The organism is Aquabacterium sp. (assembly GCF_036279675.1).
Lineage (GTDB): Bacteria > Pseudomonadota > Gammaproteobacteria > Burkholderiales > Burkholderiaceae_C > Aquabacterium.
The window spans coordinates 14,553-31,381 of sequence record NZ_DASUIS010000148.1 but is presented as its reverse complement, the minus strand read 5'-3'; the positions used below and the strand labels follow the sequence as shown (position 1 = coordinate 31,381).

The window sequence follows — 16,829 nt, the reverse complement described above, 5'->3', positions numbered from 1 at the left end:
TCCGGGCCTCGATGGCCCGGTCTGACATCAGTTCACAACTGGTGTGGCCACGCGCAGGTAGCGCAACAGGCGGCCTTTGTAGGCCTGGCCACTGGCCAGGCTCTGGCTGAGGTCGATTTCTTCCAGCACGAAGCCTTCTGTGGCCATGCGTTTGTTGAAGGCGGAGCGGTTGCCTCGATTGGGGTCCACGATCAGCACTTCAGCTGTGGGCTGGGCATGGCGGGCGATGAAGCCCGACAAATGGCCCGACTCATCCCGTTCGTACAGCACGTCGCTGCCCATGATCAGGTCGAAGCGACCTTGCACGATGGGGTGCCTGTCGTGGACCGGGGCGTTGGCGGCATCGGCCCAGTTACCGTGTCGGTAGGTGAGGGGGGGCAGATCATTGAGGCCGGTGTTTTCGATCAGAAAGCTCGATGCCAGCGGGTGACAGTCCGATGCGGTCACGTCCACGCCACGGCGGTGCGACACCAGGCTGGCCAGGGCCAGGCCACAGCCCACTTCGAGCACGCGCTCCTGAGGTACCAGGGGGCGATCGGCCATCCAGGCGGCCAGTTGCATGGACGAAGGCCACAGGAGCCCGAACAGGGGCCAGGCTGCGCTGGAGATGCCCATGGCTTCGGCTTCGCCCAATGGGTCGGCGTACTGCTGCTTGTCGAGCAGCGAGCGAATGACGAGGCTGTGTGCGCCTTGAATGGCGATGCGTTCTTGTTTGGTCTGGTAGCCCGGCATGCGGCGGCCCTGCGTGGGGTGGCCGCGACGAGGATGATGGTGTCATCTGCAAGCGTGGCCACTGAGGTGAGTTGGCGCAATGCGGCGGGCTCATGGTCAGATCGCACGGTGATACAGGGCCGCCAAGGGGCAGGGCTGTCAACCGGACCGAAAGGGCACTCACGCGGGGCAGAACGGGTCTGGACAGTGTAGCGCACCGGTCCGATGAGGGCGGCGCGCACCGTTGGCCGTCAGTGTTGATGCAGTTCGGCGGCTTGCCAAAGGGCATCCCAGTCGAGTATCTCGATGTGTCGATAGCCGCATCGGATCACGCCTTCGGTCTCGAGTTTTCGCAACATCCGGTTGGTGGTTTGCCTGGTCTTGGCCAGCATCTGGCTGAGTTGGTCCTGCGACACCGGCACGATGTTGGCTTGCGGCCTGGGGCCCTGCTCCAGGGGCAAGGTCTCGCTCTGTCGGGCGATCATCAGCAGGCGACGTGCGACCCACACGGATCCGGACTTGAGTGCATAGGCCTCCAATCCGACAAACAGGTTGCGCATCTTTTGAACAGCCAGTGCACCCAAGTGCTTCCACAATGCGGGCTCCTGGGCCAGCAGCAGGTCGATATCCTGGGCGGGTACATGCAGCACCTTGGTCTGTCGGTCGGCCACGGCATCGTGGGAGCGTGATTTCCGGTCAAACAGGCCGACCTCGCCAAACCATTGGGATGTGTCCACGAAGGCCAGGATTGCGGCCTGGCCATCTTCGGTCGCGCAACAGATCCGGATGCTCCCACCGATCAGGCAGTACAAGCCTGCGAACGGGTCGCCGCGGTAAAACAAGGCTTCGCCTTCATCGAGGTGGCGCAGGCGGGCGCGGTTCAACAGTGCCTGTTGAGTCGTCGCTGGAAGGCTGGCAAACCAGGCGTCCTTCAAAAGCGTGTCGTGAAACTGGATCATGCGTTCAGTCGAAGGGGTTATCCGGCCTGGTATTGAATTGTTTTGACTGGGATAAAAAGCCATCGCGAACCGTGGCCAAGAGGCACGGTTCGCGATGTGTCAAATATGGTCCTTTTGCCTGTCTGTCAATATGGGCAGGTTTCCTTGTAGGTGGATATCTGTGTGTTGGTGGCATTCAGATCGGCGTCGTGCAGGGCACCACACAGAAACTGGCTGTAACGGCGATCTTCGTCCAGAAACCGCTTGAGCCAGGAAACCGCATATTTGCTCATGACGGGTTTCATGGCTGTCGGGCCCAGGTTATTGGGGAAGAAATGGTCGGCCGCCTTCATTTCCATATAAGCCTTGCTCAAATTGCCGGGCAGGTTGTTATAGAAAACAGAGGCCATCGTCGATGGGGGTGCGACCACGTCATTCTGGCCGGCGATCACCAGCGTGGGTACGCTGTCCTTGCTCCAGTCGGTGTTGGCCGACCACGGCGCCAGAGGGATGGCCGCTTTCAGGCTGGGATCGCTGACGGAGGCCGACAAGGTGCCGCCGCCGCCCATCGAATGCCCCATGACGGCGCGTCGGTTGATGTCGATTCGACCGAAGTACGCGCTGGCCTTGTCCTGGCTGCGAGCGATGATGTCCTTGAGGGCCGCCAGCAACTGCCTGCCTCGCAATCCGGGCAGGTCGAACGGTGTCAGCGTGTTGATCATGACCACCACGAAGCCGTGCGACGCCAGCGCAGGCCCCCACCATTTGTTGGCCGCTTCGGTGTTCACGAAGCCGGGGCTGAACGCGACCACGCCAAATGGGCCGTCGCCGGTTGCGGTCGGGAAATAAACGGTGCCGCCGCCGTAATTGACCGGAGATGAAATCTTCTCGGACGCGACGGTATAAGGGCCGCTGCTGGCTTCCAGCATGGCCGTGCTCGGGTCAGGGCCACGTTGATATCCACCGGCATGCGCGAGCGTGAAAGCGGTCAATATCGTTGCCGCCATCCCTTGCAGGATCTTGCTTGCTCCCCATTTGATAGGGTGAATAAATTGGGTCGTGCCGGATGATTCTCGGTCTTTTGGGGTTATGTGTGGCATGTGCATGATTTGTCTCCATCCGCATTGGATATGGGGTGTTTTGCCGCCTGCCAGGTATATGAGCCTTTGATGGCCTGGCGTGAGTTCATGCTATGCGTATGGTGTATTACGTTACTGTCACAGTTTTTACAAAGAGCGGGAAAGCACTCTCCCGCATGCAGGGGGCAGAGGGTGACAGTGCTTGGGTGTTCACAATGTCAACATTGTGTGTTCAAATGCCGTCACACCACAGACCCACGTTCGGGAGCCACACATGAGCACGACGAAAAACAGCAAGGCCAACTGCCCTCGCATCGGCACACGCTACCGGGATTGGCGACTCAACGGCCCCTATGACGCCGTCATCATCGGCTCCGGCATGGGGGGGTTGACCACAGCGGCTTTCCTGTCTGAACTGGGCTGGAAGGTGGCCGTGCTGGAACAGCACTACACCGCGGGCGGCTACACCCACAGCTACGAACGTGAAGGCTATGAGTGGGATGTGGGCTTGCACTATGTGGGCGACATGGGCGCACCCACGATGCCGCGCCGCATGATGGACTTCCTGACCGGTGGCAAGTTGCAGTGGGCTGCCATGGATCAGGTGTACGACCGCTTCTTCATCGGCGACAAGATCTTCGATGCCTTGGCTGGCAAACAGGCTTATCGCGACGAACTGGTGCGGCGCTTCCCGCAGGAGGCCAAGGCGATTGATGGCTACCTGGCCAGGCTGGCCGAGATCAAGAAGTACGTGCCCCTGTTCACCATGGCGCGCCTGCTCAAGCCCTGGCAGCGCAAGCTGGCGCAGCCGGTGCTCAACATGCTGTTGCCACGCAGCTTCAACATGACCACGGGCGCCGTGCTGGCCGAACTCACCAGCAACAAGGACCTGATCGCCGTGCTCACGGGGCAATGGGGTGACCATGGTTTGCCCCCCAGCCAGTCGTCCTTCATCATCCACGGGCTGGTGGCCAGCCACTATCTGCATGGTGGCTACTACCCTGTGGGCGGCAGCTGGCGCATTGCGGAAGCCATCCTGCCCAAAGTCCGTGCAGCCGGCGGCGAAGTGTTCACCTATGCGCGCGTCAAGCAGATCGTGACCGAGCAAGGGCAGGTCAAGGGTGTGTTGATGGAAGATGGCACACGCATTGACTGCGCCTGTGTGGTGTCGAGCGCCGGTGTGTTCAACACCTTCGAGCATCTGGTGCCCGCAGCCGAAGTGCAACGTGCCGGCTACGACAAGCTGCTGCCCAAGGTCAAGCCAAGCGCGGCGCACCTGGGCGTCTACATCGGGCTCAAGCAGACCGCAGAAGAGCTGGGCTTGCCCAAGACCAATTTCTGGATCTACCCGAGTAACGATTACGACGGGGTGACGCAACGCTTCATGGAAGACCAGGATGCGCCGTTTCCCGTGGTCTACATCTCCTTCCCCTCGGCGAAGGACCCCGATTTCGAGCGCCGCTACCCGGGCAAGGCCACCATCGAGATCGTGGCCCCCACCAATTACGCCTGGTTCGAAAAGTGGGAAGACACCATCTGGGGCAAGCGCGGCGAGGACTACGAAACCGCCAAGGCCCATTGGGGTGAGCGCCTGATGGAGGTGCTTTACGAGAAGCTGCCGCAACTGCGTGGTCAGGTGGACTACTTTGAAGTGTCCACGCCCTTGTCCACGAACTGGTTCGGCGGCTATCAGCGCGGTGAGCTCTATGGCCTGGACCATGATCCCCAGCGCTTCCAGCAAGAGTGGCTGAGCCCGCGCACGAAGATCAAGGGCCTGTGGCTCACCGGGCAGGATGTGATGTCGTGCGGCATCGTGGGCGCCATGATGGGCGGTGTCCTCACGGCAACGGCGGTGGCGGGCATGCGGCAGATGGGGCCGGTGCTCAAGAAGGTGGTGTCGGGCCAGATGCAGCCGGCCGACACCGAACATGAGCCACGCACGGCTTGAGTGATCGGTCTGCGACACAATCGGGGCATGTCCGACGCCCCGACCATCGACCGTTCTCAAACCGAAGGCGCCCAGCGCCTGCTGGACAAGGCCTTGCAGCACGTGCGCGAGCATGGCTACGAGGAGATGTCCTTGCGCGCGATGGCGCAGCTCTTGGGCACCAGCCATCGCATGCTGATCTACTACTTCGGCTCGTCCGATGGTTTCTGGCGGGCGATCCTGTTGAGGCTGCGTCAGATCCAGACGGAAGGCCTGCTGGCCTTGATGGACGCAGAAGGCGGGCCGACATTCGAGCAGGCCTGGGCCTATCTGAGCTCACCCGAGCAGCGGCCTTTCTTCCGTTCCCTGTTCCAGATTTATGGCCGCGTGCTCAGTGAGCCCCAGGGCCAGGAGGCCTTGCTCTATGAGCTGGCGGATCAATGGTTGATCCACGCGGCGGCCCAACTGGTCGAGCATCTGGGCATGACGCCGGCTGAAGGCCGTGTGCAGGCGCGATTGCGCATGGCCGTCATCCGGGGCTTGATGCTGGATCTGCTGTCCACCCACGATGAAGTGGGCGTGCAGGAGGCGGTGGCCCTGTTTGCCAAAGTGCTGCCGCTGCCCAAGCCTGTGTCCAGGCGCTGAACGTTTCCCTTTGCGAACCGTGATCCGCTCCCCGAAAGCGCGGGCTATCCCTCGCTTGCGTCATGTGTGTACCAATGGTACATTCAGCACCCATTGAAGGGAAGCTGGAGCAAGGCATGCGTTTTGATGAGTACGTTCGCTACGACGGATTGGGCCTGGCCGATCTCGTGCGCCGAGGCGAGGTACAAGCCTCGGAGTTGTTGGACATCGCGCTGGCCCGGACCGATCAGACGCATGGCCAGCTCAACGCCGTGGTGCGACGCCTTGATGATCGCGCACGCAAGCAGGCGGCCCGAACATGGCAAAGCGACATGCCGTTTGCCGGTGTGCCTTTCCTGGTGAAGGATCTGTTCCAGGAGATCGCCGGTGTGCCGACTTCGTGGGGCACGAAGGTGCTGCACAAGATAGCCGCACCGGAGACCGCCGACGTGACGCGCCGCTGGGAAGAGGCCGGCGCCGTGATCTTCGGCATGACGAATACGCCCGAGCTGGGCTCCAAGGGCGTGACCGAGTCCCTGGCGCTGGGGCCGGCACACAACCCCTGGGATCTGACGCGCACGACGGGCGGTTCATCCGGTGGCTCGGCCGCTGCGGTGGCGGCTGGCCTGGTGCCCATCGCGGGCGCCAATGACGGCGGCGGCTCCATCCGCATCCCGGCTGCGGCCTGCGGCCTGTTCGGCCTCAAGCCAGGGCGGGGCCGCGTCTCCATGGGCCCCTTGGCGGCTGAGGGGCTCAATGGTGCGGCGGTCAACGGCGTGCTCTCGCGCAGCGTGCGGGACACGGCCGCCATGATGGACGTGTTGCAGGTGCCCGAGCCCTATGCGCCCTACTACATGCCCCGGCCTGTCACGCCTTATCTCAAGCTCATTGAAACGCCGCCTCGCCGATTGCGCATTGGCTTTTCCACCGCATCACCTGTCGGCACGCCGGTTCACGCTGATGCCATCGAAGCCGTGCAGGAGGCCGCCAAGGTGCTGGCCTCCTTGGGTCACCACGTGGAAGAGGCGGCCCCTGCCATCGATGGTGAGCAACTGGCACAGGATTTCGCCACGTCGTGGTTCTGTCTGTCGGCTGCGCTGGTCGACGAGATCTGCAGGCTGACAGGGGCTCGCCTGGCCGACTTCGAGCCCGACACGCGCGCCATGGCGGCTGTTGGCAGAAGCACGGACGTCATGGATCTGCTGCGATCGCAACACAACTGGCACACCCACAACCGTGCGCTGGCGGCATTCCATGCACGGTATGACATGTGGTTGTCGCCTGTGCTCAGCGAGGTTGCCTTGCCGATTGGTCAGCTGTCCACGCCACGCATGTTGAGCTTCAGCATGGATGTCGCGCGTGTGCTGGGTCTGGCTGGTCTGGTGAGCAAGACGCCAGCGTTCAAGCAGCGCCTGATTGCCAATCTGTCATGGACGCCTTACACGCAGCTGGCCAACCTGAGTGGCCGGCCGGCCATGTCCGTGCCGCTGTACTGGAACCGGGCCAACCTGCCCTTGGGCGTGCAGTTCGTGGCGGGGCTGGATGGCGAGGGGACCTTGCTTCAACTCGCTGCCGAGCTGGAGAAGGCTCGCCCCTGGTTCGACCGCCGGCCGTCGATCTGAAGCGGGCGCTTGCTGCTGCGTCAGCTTGCCGATTGACTGGCCTGAATCAAGGCCTCGATCACCGACGCGCCGGAGCCGCCTTGCGGGTCCAGCTCGTGGACCTTGTTCAAGTAGGCGCGGGCCGATTCAGGATCCTTGCGACGCAGGCGGATGAAGGCCAGTGCCTTGAGCGTGAAAGCCCAGAAGCGGGCTGGGCCCGGCGACTGAAAGTCCGCCATGTCGGGCGTCACGATGCGCCAGTCATCGGGCAGGCCGGCTTGTTCTGCCGCGATCTCCAGGCCCTTGAGCGCGGCCAGCTCGGCCTGCTCGAAGTCGGCGTGCCGCGCGTGGAACTTGTAGAGCAGGTAGTACAGCGACGGGCAGTTGGGCGCACACACCTGTGCCGTCCACAACAAGGCCAGCGCACGCTCGGGCGTTTCTGCGTTGCGTGCCTGCTCCACCAGGTCCTTGACCTGTGGCGGGACGTCGCCACCGAACAGATCGGTGGACGACTCGCCAGTGAGGATGTTCACCATGATGCCGCCGAGGCGGCCAGGCGTGCGACCACTTCACCGCCCAGCAGGTGCTTTTCGAAGATCTCTGGCACATCCTCGGCTTTCACACGGCTGTAGAGCACGCTGTCGGGGAACACCAGCACGTTGACGCCGCCGTCACACGGGCCCAGGCAACCCGAGTAGGTCACACCAACCTGCTCATAGGCATTGCGGGTCTGGAGCTCTTTCCAGAAGGCTTGCAACACGGCCTGGCTGCCCTGGGCGGCGCAACACCCGCGTGGGTGCCCGGGCGGGCGTTGTTGAGAGCAGACGAAAACACTGCGTTCGGGGCGTGACATGGTGGGGGCTCGATGTGATGGGATGAGTGGGAGGGCAGGTGGCTCAGGCCACGCGCCTTTGCATCAGTTTTTCCAGCTCGGCCACGTGTTCGGCTTCTTCCTGCGCAAACTCGCGGGCCATGCGTCGTACTTCCGGATCGGTGGTGGCCGCCACGATGGCGGCATAGAACAGCTGGCTGCGCTCCTCACCGTCCAGTGCCAGCCGGAATGCGGTCTGTGCGTCAATGAAGCCATCCACACCGGCCCATGCAGCCTGCTCGGGGCTCACGCCTTCGGGCCACTGCCACTCATGGGCCTCCAGCTTCGGGATCTCCCGAAAGCCGCCACGCCGCATGGCGTCCTTGAGGTGCAGGCGTGAGAACTCGGCCATGCGGGCGAAGAAGGCTTCCGCCTCCTTGTTGCCAGCCGTGCTCATCGCCGCCTTCAGGTCTTCGTAGCGCCGCGCAGCCTCGTACTCCAGCTGGATCGCATGCGCCAGGAAGGTGTTGATGTCTTCCATGTCGATCAGCCGAACTTGAACAGGATGCCGTGGCCGCCGCGTGGGTATTCCCAGTCGACGTTGCTGTGCTCGGAGCAGATGATGCGGCAGCTGCCGCACTCCAGGCAGCCGTCCGTGATCAAGGTCACCGCGCCGTTGCCTTCGGCCTTGTAGCAGGAGGCCGGGCACACGAAGGTGCACGAACGATCCTTGCATTGGTCCCGGCACACGCTGGCGTCCTTGATCTTGATGTGGGGGCGGCCGGCATCGACCTTGTAGCGGTTCTGGAAGAGTTTTTCTTCCACATTCACATTGATGGGGGTCATGGTGTCACTCCTGATTCAAGGTGTGGAAGTCGATCAGCGGAAGGCACGCCACAGCTTGAAGGCATCGCCCACCAGACCGGAGAAGGTTCGCGCCGTCTTGAAGCTGGAGAAGATCTCGCGCTCTTTGGTCTTCTTGTCGATGTTGTCGACCGTGACCATCGTGCGGGCAGCCTTGTTGAGCAGCTCCGGGTAGGTCGTGAAGAACTGTGGGTTCTCGTGGAAGACCTTGGGCATGTCGCGGTACTTCTTGAGGTCCTTCATCACGAAGGACTCGTCCAGGGCCTTCTGATAAGCCTTGAGCGTGGCCGCGTTCAGCTCCTTGCCGGCGGCCTTGGCCGCGATGATGGTCTCTGCCGCCAGACGGCCCGTGGTCATGGCGAGGTTGGAGCCTTCGCGGTGCACGGCGTTGACGAAGCCACCCGAGTCACCCACGATCATCCAGCCATTGCCGTAGACCTTGGGGATGGCGAAGAAGCCGCCCTCGGGGATCAGGTGGGCACAGTATTCCTTCATTTCACCGCCCTGGATCAGCGGGGCAATCGAAGGATGGGCCTTCATGCTTTCAAGCAGCTGATAAGGCGAGGTCTTGTTCCCGTTCTTCTTGAAGTCCGAGAGCATGCAGCCGATGCCCAGCGTGATCGAGTCCTTGTTGGTGTACAGGAAGCCCGTGCCCATCATGCCGTCGGTGATCTTGCCAACCATCTCGATGACCACGCCTTCATCGTCCTTGATGTTGAAGCGCTGCTGGATCAGCTCTTCAGGCATGAAGTGGATTTCCTTCACGGCCAGGGCCACGTTGCCAGCCTTGACCTCCGGATGGAAGCCTGCCTTGCGAGCCAGCGTGCTGTTGACGCCATCGGCCAGGATCACGACATCGGCGAACACATCGCCCTTTTCGCGGTCGGTGCGCACACCCACCACCTTGTCGCCGTCCATGATCAGTTCCTGCACGGTCGTTTCGCAGATCAGCAGGGCGCCGGCTTCGCGCACCTTGGAGCTGAACCACTTGTCGAACTGCGCACGGATGATGGTGTAGCGGTTGTAGGGCGGCTTGTTGTAGTCCTCACTGCGGAAGTGGCTGCCCACAAAGCTGGCGTCATCCAGCACCCACATGCGTTGCTCGATGATGTGGCGCTCAAGGGGGGCGTCGTCGCGGAAGTCAGGGATGATGCGTTCCAGTGCGTCGGCGTACAGGATGGCGCCTTGCACGTTCTTCGAGCCTGGGTATTCGCCCCGCTCGATCTGCAGCACCTTCAGGCCAGCCTTGGCTGCCGTGTAGGCCGCGGCATTGCCGGATGGGCCTGCGCCCACGACGATCACGTCAAAGTCTTTCTTGCTCATGTCATTGCTCCTGATCGGTCATGGGAAAGGTCAAGCCACGCGCTTGATGCGCTGGTCGATGTGGGCCTGGAAGGCTTGCGTCAGCGCTGGCAGCACCTGCATGGCGTTGCCGACGATGCCGTAGTGCGCGAAGTCGAAGATGGGGGCGTTCGGGTCGGTGTTGATGGCCACGATCACGTCGCTGGCTTCCATGCCCACGCGGTGCTGGATGGCCCCGCTGATGCCTGCTGCGATGTACAGCTTGGGGCGCACGGTCTTGCCGGTCTGGCCCACTTGTCGGTCGGCTTCCACCCAGCCAGCCTGCACGCAGGGACGGGTGGCGCCCACCTCGCCGCCCAGCACGCGGGCCAGGTCGAAGACCAGCTTGAAGTTCTCGGGGTTCTTCAAGCCCTTGCCGCCGCTGACGATCACGTCTGCATACGGCAGGTTGATCTTGTTGCTGTTGGCGTCGGCGATGAAGTCCAGCAGCTTGGTGACGATGTTGGTTTCGATCAAGCCCAGCGTGTCTTCACTGGTGGTGCCCGTACGGCTGGTATCGGCGCGAGGCATGGCCATCACGCGTGGGCGAATGGTGGCCATCTGCGGGCGATAGGCCAGGGTCATGATCGTGCACAGCAGCGAGCCGCCGAAGGTGGGGCGGGTGGCAGCCAGAGCGCGGGTGTTGGGGTCGATGGCCAGTTCCGTGCAGTCGGCGGTCAGGCCGGTGAGCAAGGTGGTGGCCACCGAGCCGGCCAGATCGCGGCCCTGGGATGTGGCGCCCAGCAGCACGATCTCGGGCTTGTACTTGTTGACCAGGTCGGTCAGGCCCTTGGTGAAGGGCTCGTTGCGGTAGCCCTTGAGCACCGTGTCACGCATGAAGTAGACATGGTCGGCGCCGAAGCTGAAGGCTTCCTTGGCAAACTTGTCGAGGTCTTCATCGGGGCCGCCGAGCACCACGCCACACAAGGGCGAGCCGAGTTGGTCGGCCAGCTTGCGGCCTTCGCCCAGCAGTTCCCATGAGACGCTGTGCGCATGGCCGCGTTCATGTTCGATGAACACCCAGACGCCCTTGTAGGCCTTGAGTTCGTCAGACAACTCCAGATTGCGACCGCGTCCGGCGGGTTTCAGTGCGGGCTTGGCTTCACTCATGATGATGCTCCGTGTAAGGTGATGACAGCGTGTGGACGGGGGCGTTGATCAGGCGCTGAACTTCTCGATGAGGTCCTGCTCCAGCGTCGGGTGGCGCGTGAAGATGGACTGCAGCAGGTTGAGCGAAACATCACGCAGGGTGGAGGTCTCGATGTTGAGCATCTCGGCTTTTTCTGCGCGGGGCGTGGGGCCGAACACGCGGCTCACCACGGTGGGCGAACCCTTGAGGCCGATCTTGGTCAGGTCCTCGATGCCGGCGTCTTCCTTGTTCCACTTGCGCACCTGGTAGGCGGCCGCATGGATCATCATGGGCAAGGTGGCAAAGCGCATCTCGTTGGTGTTCTCCAGCATGGTGATCAGGCAGGGCAGGGCTGTCTTGAGCACCTGCACACCACCTTCGCCGCGGCGTTCCACCGTGATGGTGTTGTTGTCGAGATCGGTTTCGATGATGCGCGACACGTAGGTCAGCAACTGCAGGCCCATGCGCTTGGCGATGCCAGGGCCCACCTGGGCGGTGTCGCCGTCGATGGTCTGCTTGCCCGTGAAGACCATGTCGACCTTCTGCTCGCTGTTGATCTTGCGGATGGCAGCAGCCAGCGCGTACGACGTGGCGAGCGTGTCTGCACCAGCGAAGGCACGGTCGGTGACGAGGATGGCATCGTCTGCACCAAAGGACACGCACTTGCGCAGGGCCTCTTCAGCTTGAGGTGGGCCCATGCAGATCACGGTGACCTTGCCGCCGAACTTGTCCTTCAGTCGCAAGGCTTCTTCCAGCGAGAACAGGTCATACGGGTTCACGATGGCCGGCACACCCTGGCGCATGATGGTGTTGGTGACCGGGTGAACGCGGATCTGGGCAGAGTCCGGAACCTGTTTGATGCAGACGACGATGTGCATGGTGCTCTCCTGCTGGGATGCAGTGTTCTGGTGTTGGCGTGATGAACGGATCAGGCGGCGCGCGGCGCGGCGGGCACGGTGTAGGAGGGCACGGAGCCGCCTTGCGAGGGCAGCGTGGCCTTGAGGTTCTGCAGCGTGACGTGCTGGTGGCCATCGGTGTCCTGGAAGACCTTGAAGACCTTTTCCTGTGCAGGCGTGGACTTCACGAAGTCCTCATAGGCGCGAATCAGCAGGTTGCGATAGCACTGATACAGCGCCTGTTCGTTGTTCTCCGGCAGGTTGGGTTCCTGGCGGATGTACTGATAGAAGCGCTTGAGGATGTGCAGGCGGCTGACGTTGACGACGTCCTTTTCGTAGGGCACGCCAAAGAAGGTGAGGAAGTCTTCAGCTGCCGAGAGCTGACGCAGTTGGGCGGCAAAGGTGTCGGTCATGATCAGGCTCCGGAGTTGGTTCTGGGTGACAGGCTGAATGTGGGTTGAGAGCAGGTGTCATCACAGGTCTGGCAGACAGACTCCACCGTGCTTTCCTTGGCGGCCAAGCCCTGGATGAGCTTGAGTTCGTGTTCGAGTTCGCTGATGCGGTCCAGCAGGCAGCCAATGGCCTTGCCCACAGGGTCGGGGATCTGGTGGTGGTCCAGGTTGATGGGCATGCCCACCTTGTTGACGTTGTTGCTGGCACCTTGTTTGACGACCACGCGCCCCGGGATGCCCACCACCGTGGCTGCTTCGGGTACGTTGTCGATCACCACCGAGTTGGCGGCCACGCGTGAGCGGTTGCCCACCGTGATGGCGCCCAGGATCTTGGCGCCCGCACCCACGACCACCCCGTCACCCAGGGTGGGATGACGCTTGCCGGGGCGCCAGGTGGTGCCCCCGAGCGTCACGCCGTGATAGAGCGTCACGTCGTGGCCGATCTCGGCGGTCTCGCCGATCACGACACCCGCGCCGTGGTCGATGAAGAAGCGCCTTCCGATGCGCGCGCCGGGGTGAATGTCCACATTGGTGAACAGGCGAGCCATGAAGGACAGCCAGCGTGGCAGATAGCGCCAGCCGCGTGCCCACAAGGCGTGTGCCATGCGGTGCAAGGCCATGGCTTGCACACCGGGGTAGATGGTCCAGACTTCGAAGCGGTTGCGAGCGGCGGGGTCACGTGCGAGTACGCAGGCCACGTCTTCCTTCAGGCAGGCCCACCAGGATGGTTGGTCGGCGTCAACAGAGGGGGCAATGGCGGCCATGGCTTGCAGCGCGGTGTCTTCGCGTTTCATGATGCTTGCCCCTGTACGTTCGAGGCTTCCAGGAAGAAGCGTTGAAGTTCGTCAGAGGTGGGCGAGCGCTTGGTGTGCACCGCGTGTTCACGGATGCGCTCCAGCAGCGGTTGAACCTGTGGGTCGATGACGGGCAGGCCGAGCGCCTGATAGGCCACGCGCACGGCACGCGAGCCGGAGTGCTTTCCCAGCACGGTGCGGCGTTCGCGGCCGAGCTCGGCGGGGTCGAAGCCTTCGTAGTTGCTGGGGTTCTTCAGCAGGCCATCCACATGTATGCCGGACTCGTGTGTGAACACGGCTTCGCCCACGATGCTCTTGTTCAAGGCTACGGGCCTGCCCGATGCCTTGGCCACCAACTGCGAGATGGCGACCAGGTCGGTGGTGCGCACGCCGCAATCGAGGCCATACAGATGGCGCAGGCTCATCACCACTTCTTCCAGGGCAGCGTTGCCGGCACGCTCACCCAGACCGTTGACGGTGGTGTTGGCATGGGTGGCGCCGGCACGCAGTGCCGCCAGGGTGTTGGCGGTGGCCAGGCCCAGGTCGTTGTGGGCGTGGATTTCAATTTCGATGTCCACGGCCTGGCGGAGGCGAGCCACGGCTTCATATGTCGAGAACGGATCCAGCACGCCCAGGGTGTCTGCGAAGCGGATGCGGCGCGCACCTGCCAACTGGGCTTGTGCCGCGAGTTGATCCAGGAAGCGCGCATCGGCACGCGAGGCGTCTTCGAAGCCAACCGACACTTCATGGCCCGCTTCATGCACGGCGCTCACGTAGTAGGCAACTTGATCGAGCGCCCAGTCACGGCTTTGCTGGAGCTTGTGTTCCAGATGGATGTCGGACGCAGGGATGGACAGGTGGATGATGTCGACATCGCATTGCAGTGCCGCAGCGATGTCGGTTTCGCACATGCGGCCCCAGACCATCAACCGGCTCTTGAGGCCCATCGCAGCGATGCAGTTGATGGTCTCGATCTCGGCCTCGCCCATGGTCGGGATGCCGACTTCCAGCTCGGGCACGCCGGCATCTGACAGGGCCTTGGCGATGGCGCATTTCTCGGCCACCGTGAACGCCACGCCAGCGGTCTGTTCGCCGTCGCGCAGTGTCGTGTCATTGATGATCGCGCTGTGCATGGTGGGTGTCGCTGGCTGGGTGGATGGCAACTTGTCTGATGCTTGAACTGCAATCGGTGTGCCAGCGGGTTTTGTCGCTCTGTGGTCTCCTAAGTCGTTGATTCGATTGAATTTGTCGATGTGATCAGGGTGTTGGGGTACATGTCGGGTTTCCGCCATTTCCCACATGGGTAGTGGGGTTCGGCGAAGGTCAGACGCTGTTGATCCAGCATCAGATCAAGGTGTGATCACGCACAAAAAAACCGCCCGAAGGCGGCTCTTGTCGAGTTCACGTCATCAAAGAATGGGGGCGTCAACCAGGAGCGCATCAGGCTCGGGCTTCGGGCAGCTCACCGGAACGGTCTGGTTGCTGCCATTGAACTGGAGCGTGGCGGCAGCGCTGCCCATGCCGATCACCATCGACGCGGCCGTTGCACTGGGCTTGAACGGTCCGGCTGTGACGGTACCGTTGGTCGGCAGTGACAAGACGACTGCCTTGTCGCGTACCAGCGAGGTACTCGGGATGGCCGTGCCGCCCGGCAGCACGTTGGGGTTCGCAGGCGTGCCGTTGTCGACAATCAGCTTGAGTTCATCCACCTTGCCTTGTATGGACGTGACGCCCGCATCCATCAGACGATTGACGGTCGTGGCGGGCAGCGTGATGGCCCCCGAGGCCTGGGTGATCGACAAGGTGCCCGTGCGTTTCACGGCCAGCGGGATCACCCCGCCGACTGCGACGCCCACGTCATACCGTTGGCCACCGATGTCGCATTTGTAGGGTGCGTTGACAATGCCGATCAGGTTGCCGGCCGCCACGGTCGGGTAAGACAGGGGCTCACCCTCGAACAAGGCTGGCTTGCTGGGATCAACCTGGCTGCCCACGGCAACCGACAACAAGGCGTTGCCTTGTGAAGCTGCGCATTCGGCATGCACCTTGATCTTGAGACCCAGCGAGCTCTTGAGTGTCACGTCGGCCGTTGCGCCTTCAAAGCGAAACTGCACGCGACCATCGGCTGGCGCGATGTAGGGGCCGACACGGAAACTGCCCGTCTTGGGCAATCCCACCGTGATCGGCTTGCCGGACACGACCGGCACGTCCGTCACGCTCAGGTCGTAGAGACGGGACAGATCGACCGTGGCGGGTGTGGAGCGCGTTGCGCCAATCTTGAGGCTGGACACCGTCGCGTCCGCCTTGTTGATGGTGGCAATGCCACCCAATGTGGAAAGCCACGCCGGCAGCGTCAGGGCGCCGCTGCCTTGCGACAGGTAGAAGGCCTGACCGGGGCCAAGCTGAACGGGGGCGATGCCCTGGATGTCAACCGTGCCACCGATCTTGATGAGCTTGAGGGTGCCCACGCTGATCTGGCAGGAGATCGGCAAGGTGAAACGACCGGTATCGGCGCCGATCGATGGCACCAGGTTGGTATCGAGGGCGCTGGCCGTAGTGGGTGCCAGGGCAACGCCGACAGCCATCAACGCGAGTGCCCCGCGCATGCGGCGCAGGAAGGACGAGGGGTTCATGAAACGCTTCTCCGAAGAATACGGGGTTGGGGGAACAACTGCGCTTGCATCGTGCTGCTGATGCGTGGCGGATTTAACGCGAAGCGTTTTGTGTGGAAAAGCGGGGTGTTCCCTTAGCTCGCAACGGATGGCAGGTTCGCGCCCCTTGAATTGTTAAATCCCGTTCAAGGCGCGGAGATGGCGCAGGCTTCGTGGACCCTGGATTGCTCCTGCAACGCGAGTTGCACTTTCCCGCTTGTGCCGCAAAGGCGGCATGGCGCTTGCCCACCTGTATGGACAGGAAGACCGAGTCCTTTGGTCTTTTTTCAACCACGACTTAGGAGAGTCGCCATGAAATTGCGTACATCGGTCCATTCATCTCACGCTCGTCTTGCCAGTCGTTCTCTATCTCGTCTGCTTGGCACCCTGCTTGTGGCCAATATGGGCTTTGCAGTGGCGGGAGGTACGGGCCCCGCAGGGACGAGCCCGAGCGCGTCCCCCCCTTCCAGCCCTTCGAGCGCGTCTGTTTCCGTGCCGGTCAAACCGATGGTCAGCCAGCTGAAACAGTCAGACAAGGAATTCTTGCAAGATGCGCAGGCGGTCTGTACGGCAGCCGTGCAGGGCAGCAAGATCGCGCTGGACAGATCACGAAATACCCAGGTGCGCCATTTCGCACAACGGGTGCTGGACGATCACACGCAAGCCCGCAACAAGCTGGACGCATTGGCTGAAGCCAAAGGGGTCGAAGTATCCGACTCGCCTTCACTGACGCAACGTGCCAAGCTGGTCATCTTGTCGCTGCGCGAGGGCAGCAATTTTGACCGCAGCTATGTCGAGTCCGTGGGCGTGAACGTGCATCAGGAGGTCATCGATCTCTTCCAGAAGGCCGCAGCCAGCAGTGCTGATGCAGATGTCAGGGCCCTCGCCAACGACACCCTGCCGGCGTTGCAGCGTGACCTCGATACGGCCAAGACCTTGCAGGTGACCACCCGGCAAGAGGAGTCCGAACGCTAAGGCGGACCAGCAATCGACCTGATCCCATTTGTCCAA

General features: G+C 62.4%; 18 protein-coding genes. 4 read left to right on the top strand and 14 right to left on the bottom strand.

What is annotated here, in order from left to right; all coding sequences use genetic code 11:
• Positions 1-27: 27 nt before the first annotated feature.
• From VFW93_RS17305 to VFW93_RS17295, 3 genes are all read right to left on the bottom strand, one after another.
• Positions 28-732: an SAM-dependent methyltransferase gene (locus VFW93_RS17305; protein ID WP_329695198.1), complete on the bottom strand. Its 705-nt coding sequence runs from the start codon at positions 730-732 to the stop codon at positions 28-30.
• A gap of 230 nt (positions 733-962) precedes the next feature.
• Positions 963-1,670, bottom strand: coding sequence for a Crp/Fnr family transcriptional regulator (locus VFW93_RS17300; RefSeq protein WP_329695197.1), 708 nt, complete (start codon positions 1,668-1,670; stop codon positions 963-965).
• A gap of 125 nt (positions 1,671-1,795) precedes the next feature.
• A complete protein-coding gene (locus VFW93_RS17295) occupies positions 1,796-2,755 on the bottom strand; it encodes an alpha/beta hydrolase (protein ID WP_329695196.1) in 960 nt (319 codons plus the stop codon).
• Between the two features lie 247 nt (positions 2,756-3,002).
• Between VFW93_RS17295 and VFW93_RS17290 the strand changes: the two genes are divergently transcribed.
• The 3 genes from VFW93_RS17290 to VFW93_RS17280 all read left to right on the top strand — a co-directional run bounded on the left by VFW93_RS17290 (position 3,003) and on the right by VFW93_RS17280 (position 6,901).
• Positions 3,003-4,676: an NAD(P)/FAD-dependent oxidoreductase gene (locus tag VFW93_RS17290; RefSeq protein WP_329695195.1), complete on the top strand. Its 1,674-nt coding sequence runs from the start codon at positions 3,003-3,005 to the stop codon at positions 4,674-4,676.
• A 27-nt stretch (positions 4,677-4,703) separates the two neighbouring features.
• Positions 4,704-5,300: a TetR/AcrR family transcriptional regulator gene (locus VFW93_RS17285; protein ID WP_329695194.1), complete on the top strand. Its 597-nt coding sequence runs from the start codon at positions 4,704-4,706 to the stop codon at positions 5,298-5,300.
• 116 nt (positions 5,301-5,416) lie between these two features.
• Positions 5,417-6,901, top strand: a complete 1,485-nt coding sequence (locus VFW93_RS17280; RefSeq protein WP_329695193.1) for an amidase — start codon at positions 5,417-5,419, stop codon at positions 6,899-6,901.
• Between the two features lie 20 nt (positions 6,902-6,921).
• On the opposite strand, the gene VFW93_RS17275 is transcribed toward VFW93_RS17280, so the two are convergent.
• The 11 genes from VFW93_RS17275 to VFW93_RS17225 form a co-directional block, all read right to left on the bottom strand.
• Positions 6,922-7,416, bottom strand: a complete 495-nt coding sequence (locus tag VFW93_RS17275; RefSeq protein WP_329695192.1) for a hypothetical protein — start codon at positions 7,414-7,416, stop codon at positions 6,922-6,924.
• Positions 7,410-7,733 carry a (2Fe-2S) ferredoxin domain-containing protein gene (locus VFW93_RS17270; protein ID WP_329695191.1) on the bottom strand — a complete coding sequence of 108 codons (324 nt, stop codon included), beginning with the start codon at positions 7,731-7,733 and terminating at the stop codon, positions 7,410-7,412. Before VFW93_RS17270 ends, VFW93_RS17275 begins: the two co-directional genes overlap by 7 nt.
• A 43-nt stretch (positions 7,734-7,776) precedes the next feature.
• Complete coding sequence (locus tag VFW93_RS17265; RefSeq protein ID WP_329695190.1) at positions 7,777-8,232, bottom strand: ferritin family protein; 456 nt, start codon at positions 8,230-8,232, stop codon at positions 7,777-7,779.
• 5 nt (positions 8,233-8,237) lie between these two features.
• The gene (locus tag VFW93_RS17260) at positions 8,238-8,537 is read right to left on the bottom strand and encodes a ferredoxin family protein (protein WP_329695189.1); all 300 of its coding nucleotides are present in this window, start codon (positions 8,535-8,537) and stop codon (positions 8,238-8,240) included.
• Between the two features lie 33 nt (positions 8,538-8,570).
• Positions 8,571-9,878, bottom strand: coding sequence for an FAD-dependent oxidoreductase (locus VFW93_RS17255; RefSeq protein WP_329695188.1), 1,308 nt, complete (start codon positions 9,876-9,878; stop codon positions 8,571-8,573).
• A gap of 30 nt (positions 9,879-9,908) precedes the next feature.
• Positions 9,909-11,006: an electron transfer flavoprotein subunit alpha/FixB family protein gene (locus VFW93_RS17250; protein WP_329695187.1), complete on the bottom strand. Its 1,098-nt coding sequence runs from the start codon at positions 11,004-11,006 to the stop codon at positions 9,909-9,911.
• 48 nt (positions 11,007-11,054) lie between these two features.
• On the bottom strand, positions 11,055-11,903 hold the full coding sequence (locus VFW93_RS17245) for an electron transfer flavoprotein subunit beta/FixA family protein (RefSeq protein WP_329695186.1): 849 nt from the start codon (positions 11,901-11,903) through the stop codon (positions 11,055-11,057).
• 50 nt (positions 11,904-11,953) lie between these two features.
• A complete protein-coding gene (gene nifW / locus VFW93_RS17240) occupies positions 11,954-12,334 on the bottom strand; it encodes a nitrogenase stabilizing/protective protein NifW (RefSeq protein WP_329695185.1) in 381 nt (126 codons plus the stop codon).
• A 2-nt stretch (positions 12,335-12,336) separates the two neighbouring features.
• Positions 12,337-13,167 (bottom strand): serine O-acetyltransferase, encoded by an 831-nt coding sequence (gene cysE, locus VFW93_RS17235; protein ID WP_329695184.1) that lies wholly within the window; start codon positions 13,165-13,167, stop codon positions 12,337-12,339.
• On the bottom strand, positions 13,164-14,300 hold the full coding sequence (gene nifV / locus VFW93_RS17230) for a homocitrate synthase (protein WP_329695183.1): 1,137 nt from the start codon (positions 14,298-14,300) through the stop codon (positions 13,164-13,166). The genes cysE and nifV overlap by 4 nt, the downstream gene beginning before the upstream one ends.
• Before the next feature lie 276 nt (positions 14,301-14,576).
• On the bottom strand, positions 14,577-15,800 hold the full coding sequence (locus VFW93_RS17225) for a DUF6801 domain-containing protein (protein WP_329695182.1): 1,224 nt from the start codon (positions 15,798-15,800) through the stop codon (positions 14,577-14,579).
• A gap of 525 nt (positions 15,801-16,325) precedes the next feature.
• Between VFW93_RS17225 and VFW93_RS17220 the strand changes: the two genes are divergently transcribed.
• Positions 16,326-16,793, top strand: coding sequence for a DUF4142 domain-containing protein (locus tag VFW93_RS17220; RefSeq protein ID WP_329695181.1), 468 nt, complete (start codon positions 16,326-16,328; stop codon positions 16,791-16,793).
• Positions 16,794-16,829: the final 36 nt, after the last annotated feature.